Source organism: Pseudonocardia sp. DxW, from assembly GCF_058448985.1.
Genome location: NZ_JBZFLK010000022.1, coordinates 1 through 16,154, shown reverse-complemented (window position 1 = coordinate 16,154; position 16,154 = coordinate 1). Strand labels below are relative to the sequence as shown.

The following is a 16,154-nucleotide window of genomic DNA, read 5'->3' as shown; positions in this document are numbered from 1 at the left end:
TAGCCGCCAACACGCCCGAGGGGCACCGGGCGAGAGCATCAAACTCGGGCGCGTCGCGGAGCGATGTCCGCTTCGTCCTGATCTTGACCTGGATGTCAGCCGATCTCCACGTGCGCGCGCACCATCGCACCGTCGTCGGTCAGCCAGCCCTTCCGGTCGGCGTAGGCCAGCATCCCGGCGAAGCCCTCCGCCCAGTCCGCGCCGACCCGGCCCTCGGCCATCCTGCGGACCGCGTCGACCCGGACCAGGACGTCGTCGCCGTCGGGCCGTCCCACCTCGTGCCCGGCCAGCGCCGCGGCCAGCGCGTCCGGGCTCATTCCGGCCGGCCGGACCACGTGGAAGGCGGTGAACACCTCCGGCTCGGCCAGCCGGACGTCGGACTCGGTGACTTCTACGAACACGGGACTCCTCAGAGGCGGTAGCTGCGGATCTTGGCGTAGAGCGCGGTCCGGGAGATCCCCAGCTCGCGGGCGGCGGTCGACTTGTTGCCCCCGTGCGCACCGAGCACGGTGCGGATCACCTGCGCCTCGGCCCGTTCGAGCGGGGTCAGCGCGCGGCGGGCGGCGGCGGCGCGGATCCCGTCCGGCAGCGCGGCGGCGGGCAGCACCGGCCCGGGATCCTCGGCGACGGCGTCCCGGACCGCCCTGGCGAGCTCGGCGAGGTTGCCGGGCCAGTCGTGCCGGCGCAGCGCGGCGAGCGCGTCCGGCGCGAACGACAGGCCCTCGCCGTGCCGGCGCAGCAGCGTGCGGGCCAGTACGGCGATGTCGTCGGGCCTGCTGCGCAGCGACGGCAGCGTGACGGTGCCCGCGCCGATCGCGTCGAGCAGCAGGGCCGCGGCCGGGCCGGGCGGCTCACCGTCGGCGACGGTGGCGGTCAGTCCGACCGGTGACCGGCCGGCGAGCACCGCGGCGACCACGCGTGCCGCGGCCTCGTCGAGCAGCTCGACGTGCCGCAGCAGCACCGCGCCGTCGGCGAGCGCGGCCCGCAGCCGCCCGATCCAGGCCGCCGTCCCGTCGACGGCGTGCGTGGCGGCGTCCAGCACGGTGTGCGGACCGAGCGCGCCGGCCAGCACGGTCGCCTTCCCGGTCCCGCTCCCGCCGCGCACGACGACCGGGCCGGTGCCGATCAGCCGGGCGGCGCGGGTGGCCGCGGCCGACCACGGATCGGCCTCCGGTGCGGGGCGGCGGCGCGGCCCGGGGACCGCGGCGTCGGGCTCCCGGCCGGCCACGGTCAGCAGGGCGCCCGCCGTGGTGCCGCCGGAGCGCACCAGGCGCACCCGGGCGGTGAGGTCGGCGGGCAGCTCGATCGAGGTCCCGTCCACCACGTCGCTGTGCGGTGAGCGGAGCTCGTCCCAGACGTCGAGCCGGTCCAGGCCGATGTCGGCCGCCTCCGAGTTGGTGATCAGGACGCCGTCGCCGACCACCGCGACCGGGCCGCTCCCCCGGCGCTGCTCGGCCAGGAAGGCGTCGAGCAGCAGCCGCTCGCGGACGCTCGCCTGGTCGAGCAGGGCGGCCCGGATCTCCTCGACCAGCTTGCGCACCACCACGGCGAGCAGGTGGTTCGCGTCGCCCGCCCGGCAGGTCACGTTGACCGCGCCGACGGTGCGCCGGGTGACCGGGTGCCGGACCGGGGCGGCGACGCACGTGACGTCGTGGAAGCGCTGCACGTAGTGCTCGGTGCCGTGCACGACGGCGAGCGTGCCGGTCTCCAGCGCGGTGCCGAGGCCGTTGGTGCCGACGTACTCCTCGCCGAAGCAGAAGCCCTCGATCACCGACAGCTCGTCGAGCGTGCCGCGCAGCATCGGCTCGGACACCCAGCGCCAGATCACGCTGCCGTGCTCGTCGGACAACGCCAGGCAGGACCGGTCACCGACCAGCAGCCCGGCCATCCCGGTCATGATCGGGACGGCGACCCGGGCGAACGGCGAGTCCGCGTCGGTCTCGACGTAGGGGACGTCGACGTACTCCGGATCGACGCCGCTGAACCGGGAGCGGCGCCAGGACGTGAGGAGGTCGCCGCGCAGCTCCCGCGGTTCCTCGCCGGACTGGAACAGCTCCCAGACGCTCCTGGTCGTCATCGACCCTCCCTTCACCGCTGATCCTCACCCGTACACCGCCGGGACGCCAGGGCCGGGCCCCTCGGCGGAGGGCCCGGCCCCGGCGCGGGGAGGCCGGTCAGCTCCCGGCCTTCTCCTGCTCGTAGCGCTTGGTCATGATGTCGACGGCGTCGAGCTGGGTCTTCGCGTGCTGCTCACGCGTCGAGGTGGCCCGGTCCTTCGCGGCGAGGGTGCCGGCGGCCTGGCCCTGGAACTCCGGCATCACGTGCTGGGCGATCAGCTCGTAGGACCGCTTGGTGGCCTCCGGGTTCGCCCACTCGTGACCCAGCAGCAGGAAGGCCCCGAAGCCGCCGGACTGGTCGACGAGCTTCTGCACCTGCGCCTTCGCGTCCTCGACCGTGCCGATCGCACCGATCCCGGCCTCGTTGATGAAGTCGATCATCTCCTTGATGTCGCCGCCCTCCACCGCCATCTGCGGGAACGCGGCGACCTTCTGGAAGTACCGGAACCAGTGCTCGATCCCGTACTCGACCTCCCGGTAGGCCTGCTCGCGGGTCTCGGCGATGTGCATCAGCCCGACCAGGCGCCACTTCGACCGGTCCGGGGCCGGCTGCCCGAAGTGCGCGGCCCGCTCCTCCACCACGCTCCAGTGGTGGGCGAGCGCGTCGAAGCCGTCCTGGGTGAGGGTCGCACCGATCGAGAGCAGCCCGACGCCGTGCTGCCCGGCCATCCGCGGGCCGGTCGGCGAGGCGACCGCCGCGACCGCGACGTCGAAGCACGGCTGGGTGTAGGGGGCGAGCTGCAGCTGGGCGTCGATCAGCGTGTGCGTGCGGGTCTCGGCGTTGACGACCTCGCCGCGCAGCAGCCGCATGATGATGTCGAGGTTCACCTCGAGCAGCTCGCGGGTGTCGGTCGGGTTCAGCCCGATCATCGCCGAGTCGGTGGGCAGCGAGCCGGGCCCGCAGCCGAGCATCGCGCGGCCGCGGGTGAGGTGGTCGAGCATCACCATGCGGTCGGCCACCCAGAGCGGGTTGTGGTATGAGATCGAGGTGACGCCGGTGCCCAGCCTGATGTTGCGGGTCCGCTCGGCGGCGGCCGCGATGAAGATCTCCGGCGACGCGATGATCTCCGAGCCGGCCGAGTGGTGCTCGCCGAACCACGCCTCGTCGTAGCCGAGCCGGTCCAGGTGCTCGACCAGCTCGAGATCGCGCTGCAGGGCGAGCGTCGGGTTCTGACCGGGCTGGTGGAACGGGGCCAGGAACGAGCCGAATCGGATTCGGGTCACGGGGTCCTCCTGAGGAGCTCTCGGGTGCGGCCGTGATCCCGACCGCGCTGTCCGGAGCCTCAGGATGACCCCGGTCACTCCCGCCGAGGTGTACGAAAAGTTGACACCGGGGCGACGGCGCGGGACGCCGCCGTCACCTGCCGCGCTCGCGGATCTCGATCCCGGCCGGCGTCGTCGCACCGGCGAGCCCGCACACCAGGTCCAGCTCGGCGACCACGTTCGCGATCACCTGCGCGACGCCGCGGGCGCCGTCGAGTGCCAGGCCGTGCACGAACGGCCGCCCGAGCAGCACCGCGCGGGCGCCGAGCCGCACCGCGGTCGCGACGTCCGCGCCGGTCCGCACCCCGCTGTCGAGCAGCACCGGCGCGCGGTCCGCGACCGCGCCGACGACGCCGGGCAGCGCGTCCAGCGAGGCGATCGCGTGATCGACCTGCCGCCCGCCGTGGTTGGACACGATCACCCCGTCGGCGCCGGAGTCGAGTGCGCGGCGGGCGTCGTCGGGGTGCAGGACGCCCTTGACCAGGATCGGCAGCCGGGTGCGTGCGCGCAGCCCGGCCAGGTCGTCCCAGGACAGCCGGGGCCGCGAGTAGACCTGCAGGAACGTCTCGACCGCCGCCCGCGGGACCGGTGAGCGCAGGTTCTCCCAGAACCGGCCGGGCGCGTTGCGGGTGATCTCGAGGAGCGTCCGCACGGCCTGCGGGGTGACCTTCGGCGCCGGCCCGGACCGGGGCCTCGACAGCCGCTCCTGCACCAGCCCGCGGAACACCGGATCGGAGGTGTACTGGGCGATGCCGATCCCGCGGGCGAACGGCAGGTGCCCCAGGTCGAGATCGCGCGGCCGCCAGCCGAGCATCGTGGTGTCCAGGGTGACGACGACGGCCTCGCAGCCGGCCGCCTCGGCCCGGCCCAGGAAGCTGTCGACGAGCTCGTCGGAGGTCGACCAGTACAGCTGGAACCAGGTGGGGCCGCCGCCGGCCCGGACGATCTCCTCGGTCGGCGTCCCGGCCTGGTTGCTGATCACCATCGGGACGCCCGCGGCGGCCGCGCCCGCGGCGACCGCCCGGTCGGCGCCGCGCCGGACCAGGTCGAGCGCGCCGATCGGGGCGAGCAGCAGCGGGGCGGGCAGCGTGCGGCCGAACAGCTCGACCGACAGGTCCCGGTCGCCGACGTCGCGCAGCACCCGCGGCACGATCTCCCGGCGGGTGAACGCCTCCCGGTTCGCGCGCACCGTCGTGCCGCCACCCGCGCCGCCGGTGACGTAGGCGTCGGCGCGCCGGCTCATCGCCCGCCGGCCGCGGCGTTCCAGCTCGTCCGGGCCGGTGGGGACGCGGGACCGGATGCCGACGACGCCGTCGGAGTAGATCCGTTCCTGCCGCGCCCGTCCCGGTGCCTGCTCCGCCATGTGGCCCCTCCCGCTGATCCGGACGCCCACGTTACGGTCCGGCGGCGGCCGGGGCGCCGAGCCGGACCGGGAGCCGGGTGCGGCCGTGGATGAGCGTGCTGATCCGGTGCGGGCCGGGTGTGCCGGCCGGCGCGAGATCCGGGAAGCGGGACAGCAGGGTGCGGAACGCGATCTCGCCCTCCAGCCGGGCCAGCGGTGCGCCGAGGCAGTGGTGGATGCCGAAGCCGAAGGCCAGGTGGCCGGACGGGTCGCGGCCGACGTCGAGCCGGTCGGCGTCCGGCCAGCGGTCCGGGTCGCGGTTCGCCCCGATCAGCGAGACGAGCACGAACGCCTCCGCCGGGATCGTCGTGCCGGAGTACTCGACCGGCTCGGTGGTGAACCGGAAGGTCGCCAGGTTGACCGGCCCGTCGTAGCGCAGCAGCTCCTCGACGGCGGCGGGCACCCGGTCCGGCTCGGCCCGCAGCAGGGCCAGCTGGTCCGGGGCGCGCAGCAGCGCGAGCACCCCGTTGCCGATCAGGTTGACCGTCGTCTCGTGCCCGGCGACCAGCAGCAGGAACGCCATCGCCGTGGTCTCGCCGGGGCTCAGCGAGTCGCCGTCCTCGGCGGCGCGGACGATCTCCGACAGCATGTCGTCGGCGGGGTGCGCCGCCTTGTCCGCGACCAGCTCGGCGAGGTAGGCGGCGGTCGCCGCGCCCGCGGCGGCGCGCTCGTCGTCCCCGGCGTCGGAGAGCAGGGTGTTCGACCAGCCGCGGAACTCGTCCCGGCGGTCCTCGGGGACGCCGAGGATCTCGCAGATGACGGTCATCGGCAGCGGATAGGCGAACTCGTCGAGCAGGTCGACCTCGGGGCCGGCGGCCGCCATCGAGTCGGCGAGCCCGGCGGCGATCTGCTCGATCCGCGGCCGCAGCCGGGCGATCGCGCGCCCGGTGAACGCCCGGCCGACCAGCCGGCGCAGCCGGGTGTGGTCCGGCGGGTCGGCGTTGAGCATGTGCCCGACCAGCGACTCGGCGATCGCCCGGGCGGGCGGGCCGGACTCCTGGCGGCTCAGCAGCTCGGGGATCCGGCGGGCGTCCTTGGCCAGCCGCGGATCGTTGAGCGCGGCCCGGGCGTCGGCGTAGCGGGTGATCATCCAGAACGGCAGGCCGTTCGGGCCGACCGCCCGGGCGACCGGCCGCTCGGCGCGCAGCTCGCGGTAGAGCCGGTCCGGGTCCTCGAAGAAGGTCTCGTCGAGCACCAGCGGCTCGCCGGCGTCGGTCTCGGTGGCGTGTGTCATCTCGGTCCCCCCCGGCTGTCGCGGCGGACCGCCGGCGCGGGCCGCACCCCCGAGCGTGGCACAGCGCGCGGCGCGCGTCCTCCGGGTTCGGCGCGCGGGTCCGGCGCGGGCCGTGCGGGGGTTCAGCGACCGACGGCGGCCGGGCGCACCCGGACCAGCTGGGCGATCAGCGCCAGCACCGGCAGCTCCAGCAGCGGCCCGACGACGAGCGCGACCGCGATCAGCGGCCGGTCCGGGAACGCGGCGACCGCGACCGCCAGCGCGATCGGCGAGTTCCGCGCGGTGGTCACCATCGTGAGGGTGACCCGCTGGTCGGCGGGCAGCCGCAGCAGCCGGGCGGCGCCGGTCGCGAGCAGCGGCAGCAGCATGAAGAAGACCGCCAGCGGCGCGAGCAGGGCGAGCAGGTCGCCGGCGTGCGCGACGACGGTGCGCGCCTGCCAGGCGAACATCGCCAGCACCGCCAGGTACAGCATCGGCAGCACCAGCCGGGACGCCGGCGCGACCACCACCCGGTCCCGCCAGGCGGCGCCCCGGCGGCGGGTGGCGAGCACCCGCAGTCCGGTCGCCAGCAGCAGCGGGACGACGAGCACCAGCAGCACCGACTCGGCCAGCGTGCCGGCGTCGACCATCGCCGCCTGCCCGCCGAGCAGCAGCACGTACACCGGCAGCAGCGCGAGCTGCAGCACCAGGTTCACCGGGAGCAGCGCCGCGGCGATCCCGGTGTGCCCGCGGGCCATCGCGGTGAAGATCAGGTACCAGTCGGTGCACGGGGTCACCAGGAGCAGCAGCAGGCCGATCCGCAGGTCCGGCTGGTCCCCGAGCAGCCCGGCGCCGAGCGCCCAGGCCAGCAGCGGGGTGACCACGAAGTTGAGCAGCAGGCTGACCGCGACCACCGATCTGGCCCGGCGCACCTCCCCGACGTGGCCGGCGTCCATCTGCACGAAGACGGCGGTGACCATGACCAGCAGCGCGGGCAGCACGACGTGCCCGGCGACGTCGCCGACCGGGAGCAGCAGGCCCAGCCCGAGCCCGGCCAGCGCGGCGAGCGTGACCAGCACGCTCTGCAGCCGCTCGGCGAGTGACACCGGTTGCTACTCCTCTGGTCAGCGGGGCGGGTGGCGCTGCGGGACGGTCCCGAGGGCCAGTCCGGCGGCGAGCAGGGCGGCGGCGCCGAGCAGCACGAAGACCTGAGGGTAACCGCCGAGCGGTCCGGCGAGCGCCGAGCCGGCCCACGGCGAGACCGCGACGGCGACCATCACCGGCGCCGACGCGATCCCGTTGAGCCGGCCGTAGACCCGCGGGTGCCAGCGGTCGGCCAGCGCGGTGGCCTGCAGCAGGGTGAACATCCCGCGGGCGGCACCGGCGAGCACCGCCGCGGCGACGAGCGCCCAGGCCGGGCCGGGCAGGGCGGCGAGCAGAACGGTGGTCGCGGCCAGCACGGCCATCAGCCAGGACGTCCGGCCGCGGACGCCACTGTGCCGCGCCAGCAGCGGGTAGCCGAGGCGGCCCAGCACCTGCCCCAGGCCGCCGAGGCCCAGCGCCCAGGCCGCGAGCCCGGTGGACAGGTCGCGGTCGAGCAGCAGCGGGACCTGGTTGACCGCGACCGCGAACGAGGTGAAGGCGCCGAGCGTCACCGTGACCGTGGTCAGCACGAACGCCCTGCTGCGCAGGATCCGGGACGGGTCGTCGTCGGGCGGGGCGACGGCGGCGCCGGGCGGCGCGGGATCGGCGACCGGATCGGGCCACTGCCCGCGCAGCCCGAACAGGTGCGCCGGGACGCACACCGCGGCCAGGATCGCGGCCAGCACCAGGTAGCTGCCGCGCCAGCCGAACGGCTCCAGCAGCGCCGCGGACAGCGGGGCGAACACGGTGCTGGCCAGCCCGGCGACCAGGGTGAGCCCGGTCAGCGCACGCACCCGGTCCGGGCCCCACCAGCGGGTCAGCGCCGCGAACGCGGGCGGGTAGAGCGTCGCGGCCTGGGCGATCCCGGCGAGCAGCCAGGCCGCGACGAAGGCCGGGTACGACCCGGCGGTGGCGATCAGCGCCACCGCGGGGACGCCGACGACCGAGCCGGCGGTCATCACCCAGCGGGGGCCGTGCCGGTCCAGCAGCCGCCCGACCGGGATCCCGACCGCCGCCGACACGAGCAGGCCGGCGGAGAACGCCGCGGTGACCGCCGGGACCGACCAGCCGGTGTCCGCGGCGATCGACGGTGCGAGCACCGGGAAGGCGTAATACAGCACCCCCCAGCTGGTGATCTCGGTGACGCACAGGACCAGCAGCACGCGTCGTCGCCCGCGCCGGGACAGCCCGTCCATCCGGGCCACGATGCCCGGGCAGCGCACGGACCGCACGACCGGCGCCGATCCCGCGCCGAGATGCGGCTCAGCGCCGTTCCGCGCCTCGGCGCCCCGTGTGCTGCATCTCGGCGGTCGCGGAGTGGCGGCCGATAGGCTCCGCGGGCGCTCGGGTACGACGCGACGCTGCCGCACCGCCCGCGCCGGGTGGCCGTCGCCGGACCCGCCGGCGCCGCACCGTGTTGTGGAACGGGAATGTCGAGCTACCGCTGCGGGCGCTGTTCACCGATTCCGAGCACATTCTCCGCTGGGCCGTCTCGACCCGGGGGAATTACACCGACCAGGTCCCGGGCGGCGCGGGGCCTGCCGTCGCTCACCGTCGTCCGCCTGCGTTCGGCGGGGCAGGTGGAGCGGTGGGTCGAAGGCCCGCTCCGGAATGCAGTGAATGGGCACCGGGAATGAACCCGTGAATGCCGGACGCCCCACAGCCGTCGGGCAGGGTGAGGGCCGCATCGGAGACGGTCAGCGGGACGTCGCCGGTGTTGGTGACGTCGATCCCGGTGCGGCGGAGCTTGACCGTGCCGTAGCGGCATCCTGTCTGCTGTCGCCGAGCAACGAGCTCGACAGAGGAGCGACAGATGGACGACATCATCGTCGTCGGAGCGGGATCCGCCGGAGCGGCGGTCGCAGCACGACTCACCGAGGACCCCGACCGGCGGGTGCTGCTGCTGGAGGCGGGCCCGGACTACCGGTCGGCCGAGGCGTCGGCGGAGCTGCGCAGCGTCGAACCGGGCAAGATCGGGCTGACGGTCCAGCTGGCGGCCACCCACACCTTCCCGGACCTGACGGCCACCCGGTCGTCGGCGCAGGAACCGCGGCCCTACATCCGGGGGCGCGGGGTGGGCGGGAGCTCCGCGGTCAACGGCCTGTTCGCGATCCGCGGCACCGTAGAGGACTTCGACGGCTGGGCCGCGCACGGCGCCACCGGCTGGGGCTACGACGACGTCCTCCCGCTGCTCAACCGGCTGGAGAACGACCAGGACTTCGCCGGCGAGCGCTACCACGGCGGCGACGGGCCGATCCCGGTCGTCCGGCCGAAGCGGGAGAACCTCGCCACCGTGGAGGCCGCCGTCGACCGGATCACCGAGCGGCTCGGTCACCCGTGGGCGCCGGACCACAACGCCCCCGGCTCGACCGGCGTGTCCCCGTACGCCTACAACAGCTTCGGCACCGAGCGCGTCTCGACCAACGACGGGTACCTCGAACCGGCCCGCGACCGGCCCGGCCTGCACGTCCTGGGCGACGCGCTGGTCGACCGGGTGCTGTTCGACGGCGGTCGCGCCGTCGGCGTGCGCGCGATCGTCGGCGGCGAGCCGACCGAGTTCCGGGCCGCCGAGGTCGTGCTGTCCGCCGGGGCGATCCACTCCCCCGCGATCCTGCAGCGCTCCGGCATCGGACCGGCGGCGGAGCTGCGGGAACTGGGCATCGACGTCGTCGCGGACCTCCCGGTCGGGCACGGCCTGCAGGACCATCCCGGCATCACGCTGGCGCTCGGGCTGAACGAGGAGGCCGACTACCGGGGCCTGCCCGAGCGCGGCCAGCTCTGCGTGCGGTTCACCACCGGGATCGGCGACGAGCCCAACGACGCCATGCTGGCCACGCCGGGCGCGCTCGGCATCGGGCTCCCGATGGCCGGGATCCTCGGCTGGGCGAACCGGGTCACCTCGACCGGCCGCGTGCGGATCACCGGCACCGATCCGGCGCTCGACCCGGCGGTCGCTCTCGACATGCTGTCCGATCCGGACGACCTGCGCCGGTTCCGGGCCGTCGTCGACGAGCTGCGGACCATCGCCGCCCAGCCGGAGCTGCAGAAGATCGCCGGCTTCATCGCGCTCGGGACCGAGCTCGTCGCACCCGACACGGTCATGTCCGACGCCGAGTTCGCCCGGTTCGCGCTCGCCAACGTGACCGACACCGTGCACGCGTCCGGCTCCTGCCGGATGGGCGCCCCGGACGATCCGGACGTCGTCGTCGACCCGGACGGCCGGGTGCTCGGCGTCGACGGCCTGCGGGTCGCCGACGCGTCGATCTTCCCCTGGGTGACCCGGGCCAACACGCACCTGACCGCCGTCCTCGTCGGCGAGAAGATCGCCGACTCGATCCGCCACGGGAGCGCCGCATGACCGGCACCGTCCGCGAGCTCGTCGGCGGCACGATCGCGGTGCCCGGGGTGGAGCTGACGCCCGTCCTCACTGACCCGGACACCGGCGCGTCGCTGTACCCGCAGCGGGCCAGCACGCCGGAGCGCGTCGAGGAGGCGATCGCGACGGCGTGGGCCGTGCACACCGACGGCGCCTGGTCGGAGCTGCCCCGCAAGGAGCGCGCCGACGCGGTACGCGCCCTGCAGGCCGAGCTCGCCGCGCGGGCCCCCGATCTGGGACTCGCCGACAGCCTGGACACCGGGGTGCCGCAGGCGGTCACGCCGCTGTTCATCGGTGCGGTGACCGGCCTGCTGGAGTCCGCCGCGAGCCGGATCGAGGATGGTTTCGGGCACGTCGAGCTGACGTCCTCGGCCGGTGGCTGGGACCGCTGGCAGCTGCCGTGGGGGCCGGCGGCGATCTTCCTGCCGTGGAACGCGCCGACCGCCACCGCGATCCTGAAGATCGCCGAGGCGCTGGTCGCCGGCTGCCCGGTCGTGCTCAAGCCCTCGGAGTGGGCGCCGCACTTCTCCGGTCCGTTCGCCGAGGCGGTGCTCGCCACGCTGCCGGCGGGGGTCGTGCAGATCGTGCACGGCGACCGCGTGGTCGGCGCCTCGATCGTCGAGGACGTGCGGATCGCCGCCGTCTCCTACACCGGCGGCGTCGAGGGCGGGCGGGCCGTCGGGCAGGCGTGCGCCCGGAACTTCACCCCGGCCGATCTGGAACTGTCCGGCAACAACCCGGTCGTCGCGCTGCCCGACGCGCAGCCGGCCACCGTCGTCGAGCACGTCGTGCCGGGCATGCTGCTGCTGAACGGCCAGTGGTGTGCCGGGCCGCGCCGGCTCGTCGTCCCGCAGTCCCGGCTCGACGACAATCTCGCCGCGCTCGCGGCCGCCCTCGACGAGCTGCCGATCGGCCCGACCACCGACCCGGCGACCGTGCTGGGCCCGCTCGGCCACGAGTCGCACCGCCGCCGGGTCGAGGAGCAGCTCGACGCGTTCGCCACCCGCGGCTGCGAGGTGCGGCGCTACGGCGCCCTCCCGGAGGCGGGCGGGCACTTCGCGGCGGCCGCCGTCGTGCTCGCCGACGACGCGCCGGAGCTGACCGAGGAGGTGTTCGGGCCGGTGCTCGTGGTGCGGACCTACCGCGACGTCGACGAGGCGGTCCGGATCGCAAACGACCACCCGTACGGCCTGAGCGGCTACGTCTTCGGCGACGACCGGGACGCCGCCCGGGCGGTCGGGCGCCGCGTGCGCGCCGGGCTGGTGACGCTGAACGCGGTGCTCGCCGGGCCGCCCGACATCTCCCGGGTGGGGAGCATGTGGGGCTCGAGCGGCATCGGGATCGCGGGGCTCGGGCAGGGCGCCTCGTTCTTCAGCGGTCACCGATCCGTCGGCTGAGCGCCCGGCGCCGACGCCGTGCCGCATCAGCGCGGGCGCCGTGCCCGGTCGGCGCAGGCCCCGTGCCGGGTCGGCGCGGGTCCGTCGCCGGCGCACCGGATCGGCGCGCGTACGCAACGGGTTCGGCGCGTCCGCACGGGTTTCGTCGTTCGCACGGGATTGCCACGCCCGCACGGGTTCGGCGCGTTCGCACGGGTTCGGATCCCGTGCGGATGCGACGATCCCCTGCGGACAGCGACGGACGGACCGGCCGGTGCGGCCGGGGACCGGCGGCGCAGGCGGGAGCACCTCGTGACCGGCACACCTGACGTCCGCCCGGTGGGTGATCTGCCCGACCGGATCGGCCGGACCGCGGCGCGGGAGCTCGCCGTGCAGGGCATCACGAGCCTGCAGCTGGTGGCCGGTCACTCGCGGGAGGAGCTGCTGGCGATCCACGGCGTGGGACCGAAGGCGGTCGCCGTGCTCGCCGAGGCCCTCGCCGGGCGGGGGCTGGACTTCCGGGCGCCCTGAGCGGGGCGCGTCATCCCCCGAGAGCGGCGGGGTGTCCGCGGCGAGCCCGAGGTACGCGGCGAGCATCGGGTGGATCCGGAACTCCTCGGCGCGCCGCACCCCCGCGTGGGGGAACGTGGGCCTGCTGATGAACTCCTGGTTCGATGCGCCCGAGCGGCGCACACCGGCCTGCAGGAAGCCAACGTGCCGGAGGACCTCCACGATCCCCTGCTCGTCGAAGCGTTCGACCCATGCCTCGGCACGCCGGTCGACACCGACGTCGCCGTCGGCGATCCGGAGGCAGGTGTACTTCAGCTCCTCGCGTGACAGCCGCTGCGGCCCGCCCCGGAATCTCGAAGACCGACGCGGGTCCGGGATGGGAGAACCGGAACTCGGCGGCGGTGTCCTGCAGCCGTTCGTGCGAGTACCGGTGCTCGACCTGCTCGATCATCTCGTGGTCGATGCAGGTCGTCGTCCCGCTGCGGTGGGCCTCCTGGATCACCTCGCCCAGAACTGGATGACCTCTCGCGGGCGGTGGAACGTCCGGGCGAGGACGTCGTCGAACATCGTGGTCCCGTCGGGCAGACGGCACTCGAAGAGCTCGCGCTCGCCCCAGGCGATCTTCTCGACGACGTCCCGGTGCCTCTGGACGGGATTCACCCGATGCCGGCGAGGAAGGCCCGGACGCGCCGGTTCAGCAGGGCCGCGGCGTCGTGGTCGTAGGCGGCCAGGCTGCTGTCGGTGAACAGGTGCCGGTCGCCGGGATACAGGAACAGCTCGGCGTCGTCGTTCGACGCTACGATGTCGCGCGCCGCGTCGAGGTCGCCTTCGGAGCGGAACAGCTCGTCGCCCTCCATCGCGTGAATCTGGACCGGGACGCCCTGCCGCCACGGGACGTCGAACTCGGCGGTCGGGATGCAGGAATGGCACAACAGGGCCCCCTGCGCTCCGGGCCGGGTCTGGGCCAGCATCTGTGCCGGAAGCACCCCGAGGGAGAACCCGAGGTAGACGACCTCGGCCGGACCGCCGTCGACGGCGTCGCGACCGCGTCCGACGAGGGTGCCGAAGCCGATCTGCCCGGCGTGCGCCACCCCGGCGTCGAGGCTGTCGAACGTCGCCCCGTCGTAGAGGTCGGGCACCGTGACGTCGTGTCCGTCGGCACGCAGCTCGTCGGCGAACGACCGGATGCCGTCGGTGAGCCCCTGGGCGTGGTGGAACACGACGACATGAGCCATCGGGGCACGGTAGCGGACCAGGTGCGGCCCGTCCCCGACGACGGGATGGTGGTTGTCCTGGGCTCGCCCGACGGCGGGACCCCTCCTACTTCACGAACCGGGAGACGAACTCCAGGCAGGACTGTGCGACGGTCTGCCAGCCCGACTCGATGGTCAGCGAGTGGCCACGGCCCGGGATCTCGACGAACTCGGTGACGAAGTGTTCGTTCTTCTTCTGCGCGTTGTAGGTCGCCCAGGCGATGGCGTGCGGGCCTGGTGGTCGAGCTCGCCGGAGACGACGAGCATCGGGCCGCGATCGGCGCCGGTCTTCTCGGCCTTGACCTCGGTGGCCGGGTTGAGGTTCGCGAACGCGGCCTGGAACAGCGGGATGCCCGAGCCGGCGACATGGAACTGCTCGTACAGCTCGTGCGCCTCCTCCTCGCCGACGGCGTTGGCGAAGCCGTACCGGAACTGGTCGAAGGTGAGTGTGACGGCGCGGGGCCGGTTGGCCGGGTTGACCAGCACGGGAGAGGCGGCCTTCAGCGCGGCCACCGGCAGCGGCAGGACCCCGCGCGACGGCGCCGGATCGATGGCGCAGGGTGGCGACGGACCCCCCGCCCGGCGACGATCTGCCGAGCACCCCGCCGAACGTATGGCCGATGATCGCGGGCGTGCGATCCAGCTCGATGATCATCTGCTGGTACCCGGCGCCGTCGCCGACGCTCTTGCCCGCGAACACCTCCGGATGCGCGTGCGCCTCCGCGACCGACGCCGGTCGTCCAGCCGGCCGGGCGTGACGGCCACGTAGCCGGCGTCCTCGAAGAAGGCCGCCCACCGGTCCCAGCTGGAGTCCAGCAGCCACAGCCCGTGTGCCGGCGAGAACTGTGTGATCCGCGGTTCGCCCATCTCGCCGTCGCGACGATCGGCAGCCGGTGGGGAACCGTCGCCCCGTCGCACTTCGGCCGGTTGTTCAAGGCCGCCTACGGCACGACGCCCAACGAGTGGCGGCGAGGCGGGGCGCGGGCGGCCGACGCCCCGGACGCGTAACCGACGACTGCCCGTACGTCCCCGGCGCCGAACGACACCGCAGTCAGCCAGCGTTGACTTATATAAGTTCCGTTTGGCATTCTCCTGCGCGTGCACGCGTTCGACGTTCTCGGCGACCCGGTGCGCCGACGCATCCTGGAGCTCCTCGCCGACGGCGAGCGGACCTCCGGCGCGATCACGGAGGCGATCCGGGCCGAGTTCGGGATCTCCCAGCCGGCCGTCTCCCAGCATCTGCGCGTGCTGCGTGACGCCGGGTTCACGTCCGTGCGGGCCGCCGGCACCCGCCGGTTCTACGCCGTCGAGTCCGCGCCGCTGAGCGAGATCGACGCGTGGCTGGACCGGTTCCGCCGATTGTGGGACCAACGCCTGGACGCCCTGGGAACCGAGCTGGCCCGGGGCCGGCGTGCAGCCCGGCGCCCGGCGGGCGACGGGCCCGCCCCACCGGCCGGGCCCGGTGATGCGGCCGCCGATCCATCAGCGAAGGGGACATGACGATGAAGGACGTACTCGACGAACTGGCCGCCACACGCCGCACGATGGGGAGGGCGGAGCTGCCCGCCGGCGACGCCTACACCATCGAGCTGAGGCGTCACTACGACGCGCATCCCGACGACGTCTGGGACGCCCTCACCAGCCCCGAGCGGCTCAGCCGCTGGCTGGGACCGGTCTCCGGCGATCTCCGCCCCGGCGGGACGTTCGCGCTGGACGGCGGCGAACACGGCGCCATCCTCCGCTGCGAGCCGCCGCACCTGCTGCGGGTGTCCTGGATGTTCGACCCCGAGGCCGACGAGTGGCCAGGGACCAGCGAGGTCGAGGTGCGCCTGTCCCCCGGCCCGGCCGGCGGCACCGCGTTCGAGCTGGTCCACGCCGCGGCCGTCGGGGAGCCCATGTTCCCCACCTACGGCCCCGGCGCCGGCGGCGTCGGCTGGGACCTGCACCTGCTCGCCCTCGCGACGCTCCTGGGCGGCGCCGGGACCCTCGACCACGAGGAGTTCCAGGCGTCGCCCGACGGACGCGAGTTCAGCCGGCGCAGCGCCGCGGCCTGGGGCGAGGCCCATCTGGCCGGTGGCGGCGATCCGGACCAGGTCGCGGCCGCGGTCGGGGCCACCACCGCCTTCTACCTGCCCGACCCGAACGCGCCGACCCGCGGGACTGTCGACCTTCCCGTGTAACTGAGGTTGGTCGAGCTATCGGCGTCCGGCGGACAGTCGTCCGTCGAAGGCCATGTCGAAGGCGTTGAGGGCGGGCTTCCAGCGGATCGCCCACCGCTTCTGCCCGGCTCCGCTCGGGTCCAGGCTCATGATCGCCATGCAGACGCACTTCAGCGCGGCGGCCTCGGTCGGGAGGTGCCCACGGGCCTTGATCGCCCGCCGGATCCGGGCGTTGACGCTCCCGATGGTTATCTGGAGTCGCTCGGCGGCCGTCCGCGACGTCGTCGACGGGCACGTGAGGTCCCGGATCTTGCCTGGTGGACGTGGTTATCTCCCGCGGTC

Annotated in this window: 17 protein-coding genes and 1 pseudogene; 7 read left to right on the top strand and 11 right to left on the bottom strand. The window is 74.5% G+C overall.

The genetic code is table 11. From position 1 onward, the window contains the following. Window positions 1-95: 95 nt before the first annotated feature. The 7 genes from ACVJO7_RS27320 to ACVJO7_RS27290 form a co-directional block, all read right to left on the bottom strand. Window positions 96-401: a hypothetical protein gene (locus ACVJO7_RS27320; protein WP_344020081.1), complete on the bottom strand. Its 306-nt coding sequence runs from the start codon at window positions 399-401 to the stop codon at window positions 96-98. An 8-nt stretch (window positions 402-409) separates the two neighbouring features. Next, complete coding sequence (locus ACVJO7_RS27315) at window positions 410-2,077, bottom strand: sigma-54-dependent Fis family transcriptional regulator (protein ID WP_344020083.1); 1,668 nt, start codon at window positions 2,075-2,077, stop codon at window positions 410-412. A gap of 97 nt (window positions 2,078-2,174) precedes the next feature. Beyond that, window positions 2,175-3,341: an LLM class flavin-dependent oxidoreductase gene (locus ACVJO7_RS27310; RefSeq protein WP_491675256.1), complete on the bottom strand. Its 1,167-nt coding sequence runs from the start codon at window positions 3,339-3,341 to the stop codon at window positions 2,175-2,177. 133 nt (window positions 3,342-3,474) lie between these two features. Beyond that, window positions 3,475-4,743 (bottom strand): alpha-hydroxy-acid oxidizing protein, encoded by a 1,269-nt coding sequence (locus ACVJO7_RS27305; RefSeq protein ID WP_344020087.1) that lies wholly within the window; start codon window positions 4,741-4,743, stop codon window positions 3,475-3,477. 31 nt (window positions 4,744-4,774) lie between these two features. Beyond that, window positions 4,775-6,016, bottom strand: a complete 1,242-nt coding sequence (locus tag ACVJO7_RS27300) for a cytochrome P450 family protein (protein WP_491675255.1) — start codon at window positions 6,014-6,016, stop codon at window positions 4,775-4,777. A gap of 122 nt (window positions 6,017-6,138) precedes the next feature. Then, on the bottom strand, window positions 6,139-7,101 hold the full coding sequence (locus ACVJO7_RS27295) for an arsenic resistance protein (protein WP_491675254.1): 963 nt from the start codon (window positions 7,099-7,101) through the stop codon (window positions 6,139-6,141). 18 nt (window positions 7,102-7,119) lie between these two features. Then, window positions 7,120-8,334 (bottom strand): MFS transporter, encoded by a 1,215-nt coding sequence (locus tag ACVJO7_RS27290; RefSeq protein WP_491675253.1) that lies wholly within the window; start codon window positions 8,332-8,334, stop codon window positions 7,120-7,122. A gap of 617 nt (window positions 8,335-8,951) precedes the next feature. Between ACVJO7_RS27290 and ACVJO7_RS27285 the strand changes: the two genes are divergently transcribed. The 4 genes from ACVJO7_RS27285 to ACVJO7_RS27270 all read left to right on the top strand — a co-directional run bounded on the left by ACVJO7_RS27285 (window position 8,952) and on the right by ACVJO7_RS27270 (window position 12,727). Beyond that, entirely contained in the window at window positions 8,952-10,496 is a 1,545-nt protein-coding gene (locus ACVJO7_RS27285; RefSeq protein ID WP_491675252.1) for a GMC family oxidoreductase, read from the top strand. Next, window positions 10,493-11,911 (top strand): aldehyde dehydrogenase family protein, encoded by a 1,419-nt coding sequence (locus ACVJO7_RS27280; protein WP_491675251.1) that lies wholly within the window; start codon window positions 10,493-10,495, stop codon window positions 11,909-11,911. Before ACVJO7_RS27285 ends, ACVJO7_RS27280 begins: the two co-directional genes overlap by 4 nt. 291 nt (window positions 11,912-12,202) lie before the next feature. After that, window positions 12,203-12,421 carry a helix-hairpin-helix domain-containing protein gene (locus ACVJO7_RS27275; RefSeq protein ID WP_491675250.1) on the top strand — a complete coding sequence of 73 codons (219 nt, stop codon included), beginning with the start codon at window positions 12,203-12,205 and terminating at the stop codon, window positions 12,419-12,421. Window positions 12,422-12,490: 69 nt separating this feature from the next. Further along, window positions 12,491-12,727: a hypothetical protein gene (locus tag ACVJO7_RS27270; RefSeq protein WP_491675249.1), complete on the top strand. Its 237-nt coding sequence runs from the start codon at window positions 12,491-12,493 to the stop codon at window positions 12,725-12,727. 171 nt (window positions 12,728-12,898) lie between these two features. Here ACVJO7_RS27270 and ACVJO7_RS27265 read toward each other — a convergent pair whose 3' ends face one another. The 3 genes from ACVJO7_RS27265 to ACVJO7_RS27255 all read right to left on the bottom strand — a co-directional run bounded on the left by ACVJO7_RS27265 (window position 12,899) and on the right by ACVJO7_RS27255 (window position 14,166). After that, complete coding sequence (locus ACVJO7_RS27265) at window positions 12,899-13,060, bottom strand: hypothetical protein (RefSeq protein ID WP_491675248.1); 162 nt, start codon at window positions 13,058-13,060, stop codon at window positions 12,899-12,901. Continuing rightward, window positions 13,057-13,635, bottom strand: a complete 579-nt coding sequence (locus ACVJO7_RS27260) for a dienelactone hydrolase family protein (RefSeq protein WP_491675247.1) — start codon at window positions 13,633-13,635, stop codon at window positions 13,057-13,059. Before ACVJO7_RS27260 ends, ACVJO7_RS27265 begins: the two co-directional genes overlap by 4 nt. Window positions 13,636-13,788: 153 nt before the next feature. Beyond that, window positions 13,789-14,166 (bottom strand): hypothetical protein, encoded by a 378-nt coding sequence (locus ACVJO7_RS27255; protein ID WP_491675246.1) that lies wholly within the window; start codon window positions 14,164-14,166, stop codon window positions 13,789-13,791. 315 nt (window positions 14,167-14,481) lie between these two features. Between ACVJO7_RS27255 and ACVJO7_RS27250 the strand changes: the two genes are divergently transcribed. From ACVJO7_RS27250 to ACVJO7_RS27240, 3 genes are all read left to right on the top strand, one after another. Beyond that, the gene (locus ACVJO7_RS27250) at window positions 14,482-14,661 is read left to right on the top strand and encodes an AraC family transcriptional regulator (RefSeq protein ID WP_491675245.1); all 180 of its coding nucleotides are present in this window, start codon (window positions 14,482-14,484) and stop codon (window positions 14,659-14,661) included. A gap of 90 nt (window positions 14,662-14,751) precedes the next feature. Continuing rightward, window positions 14,752-15,153, top strand: coding sequence for an ArsR/SmtB family transcription factor (locus ACVJO7_RS27245; RefSeq protein ID WP_491675244.1), 402 nt, complete (start codon window positions 14,752-14,754; stop codon window positions 15,151-15,153). Continuing rightward, entirely contained in the window at window positions 15,150-15,833 is a 684-nt protein-coding gene (locus ACVJO7_RS27240; protein WP_491675243.1) for an SRPBCC domain-containing protein, read from the top strand. The genes ACVJO7_RS27245 and ACVJO7_RS27240 overlap by 4 nt, the downstream gene beginning before the upstream one ends. Before the next feature lie 15 nt (window positions 15,834-15,848). Here ACVJO7_RS27240 and ACVJO7_RS27235 read toward each other — a convergent pair. Next, window positions 15,849-16,058: pseudogene (locus ACVJO7_RS27235) on the bottom strand (IS256 family transposase); the annotation flags it as partial. Window positions 16,059-16,154 lie beyond the last annotated feature (96 nt).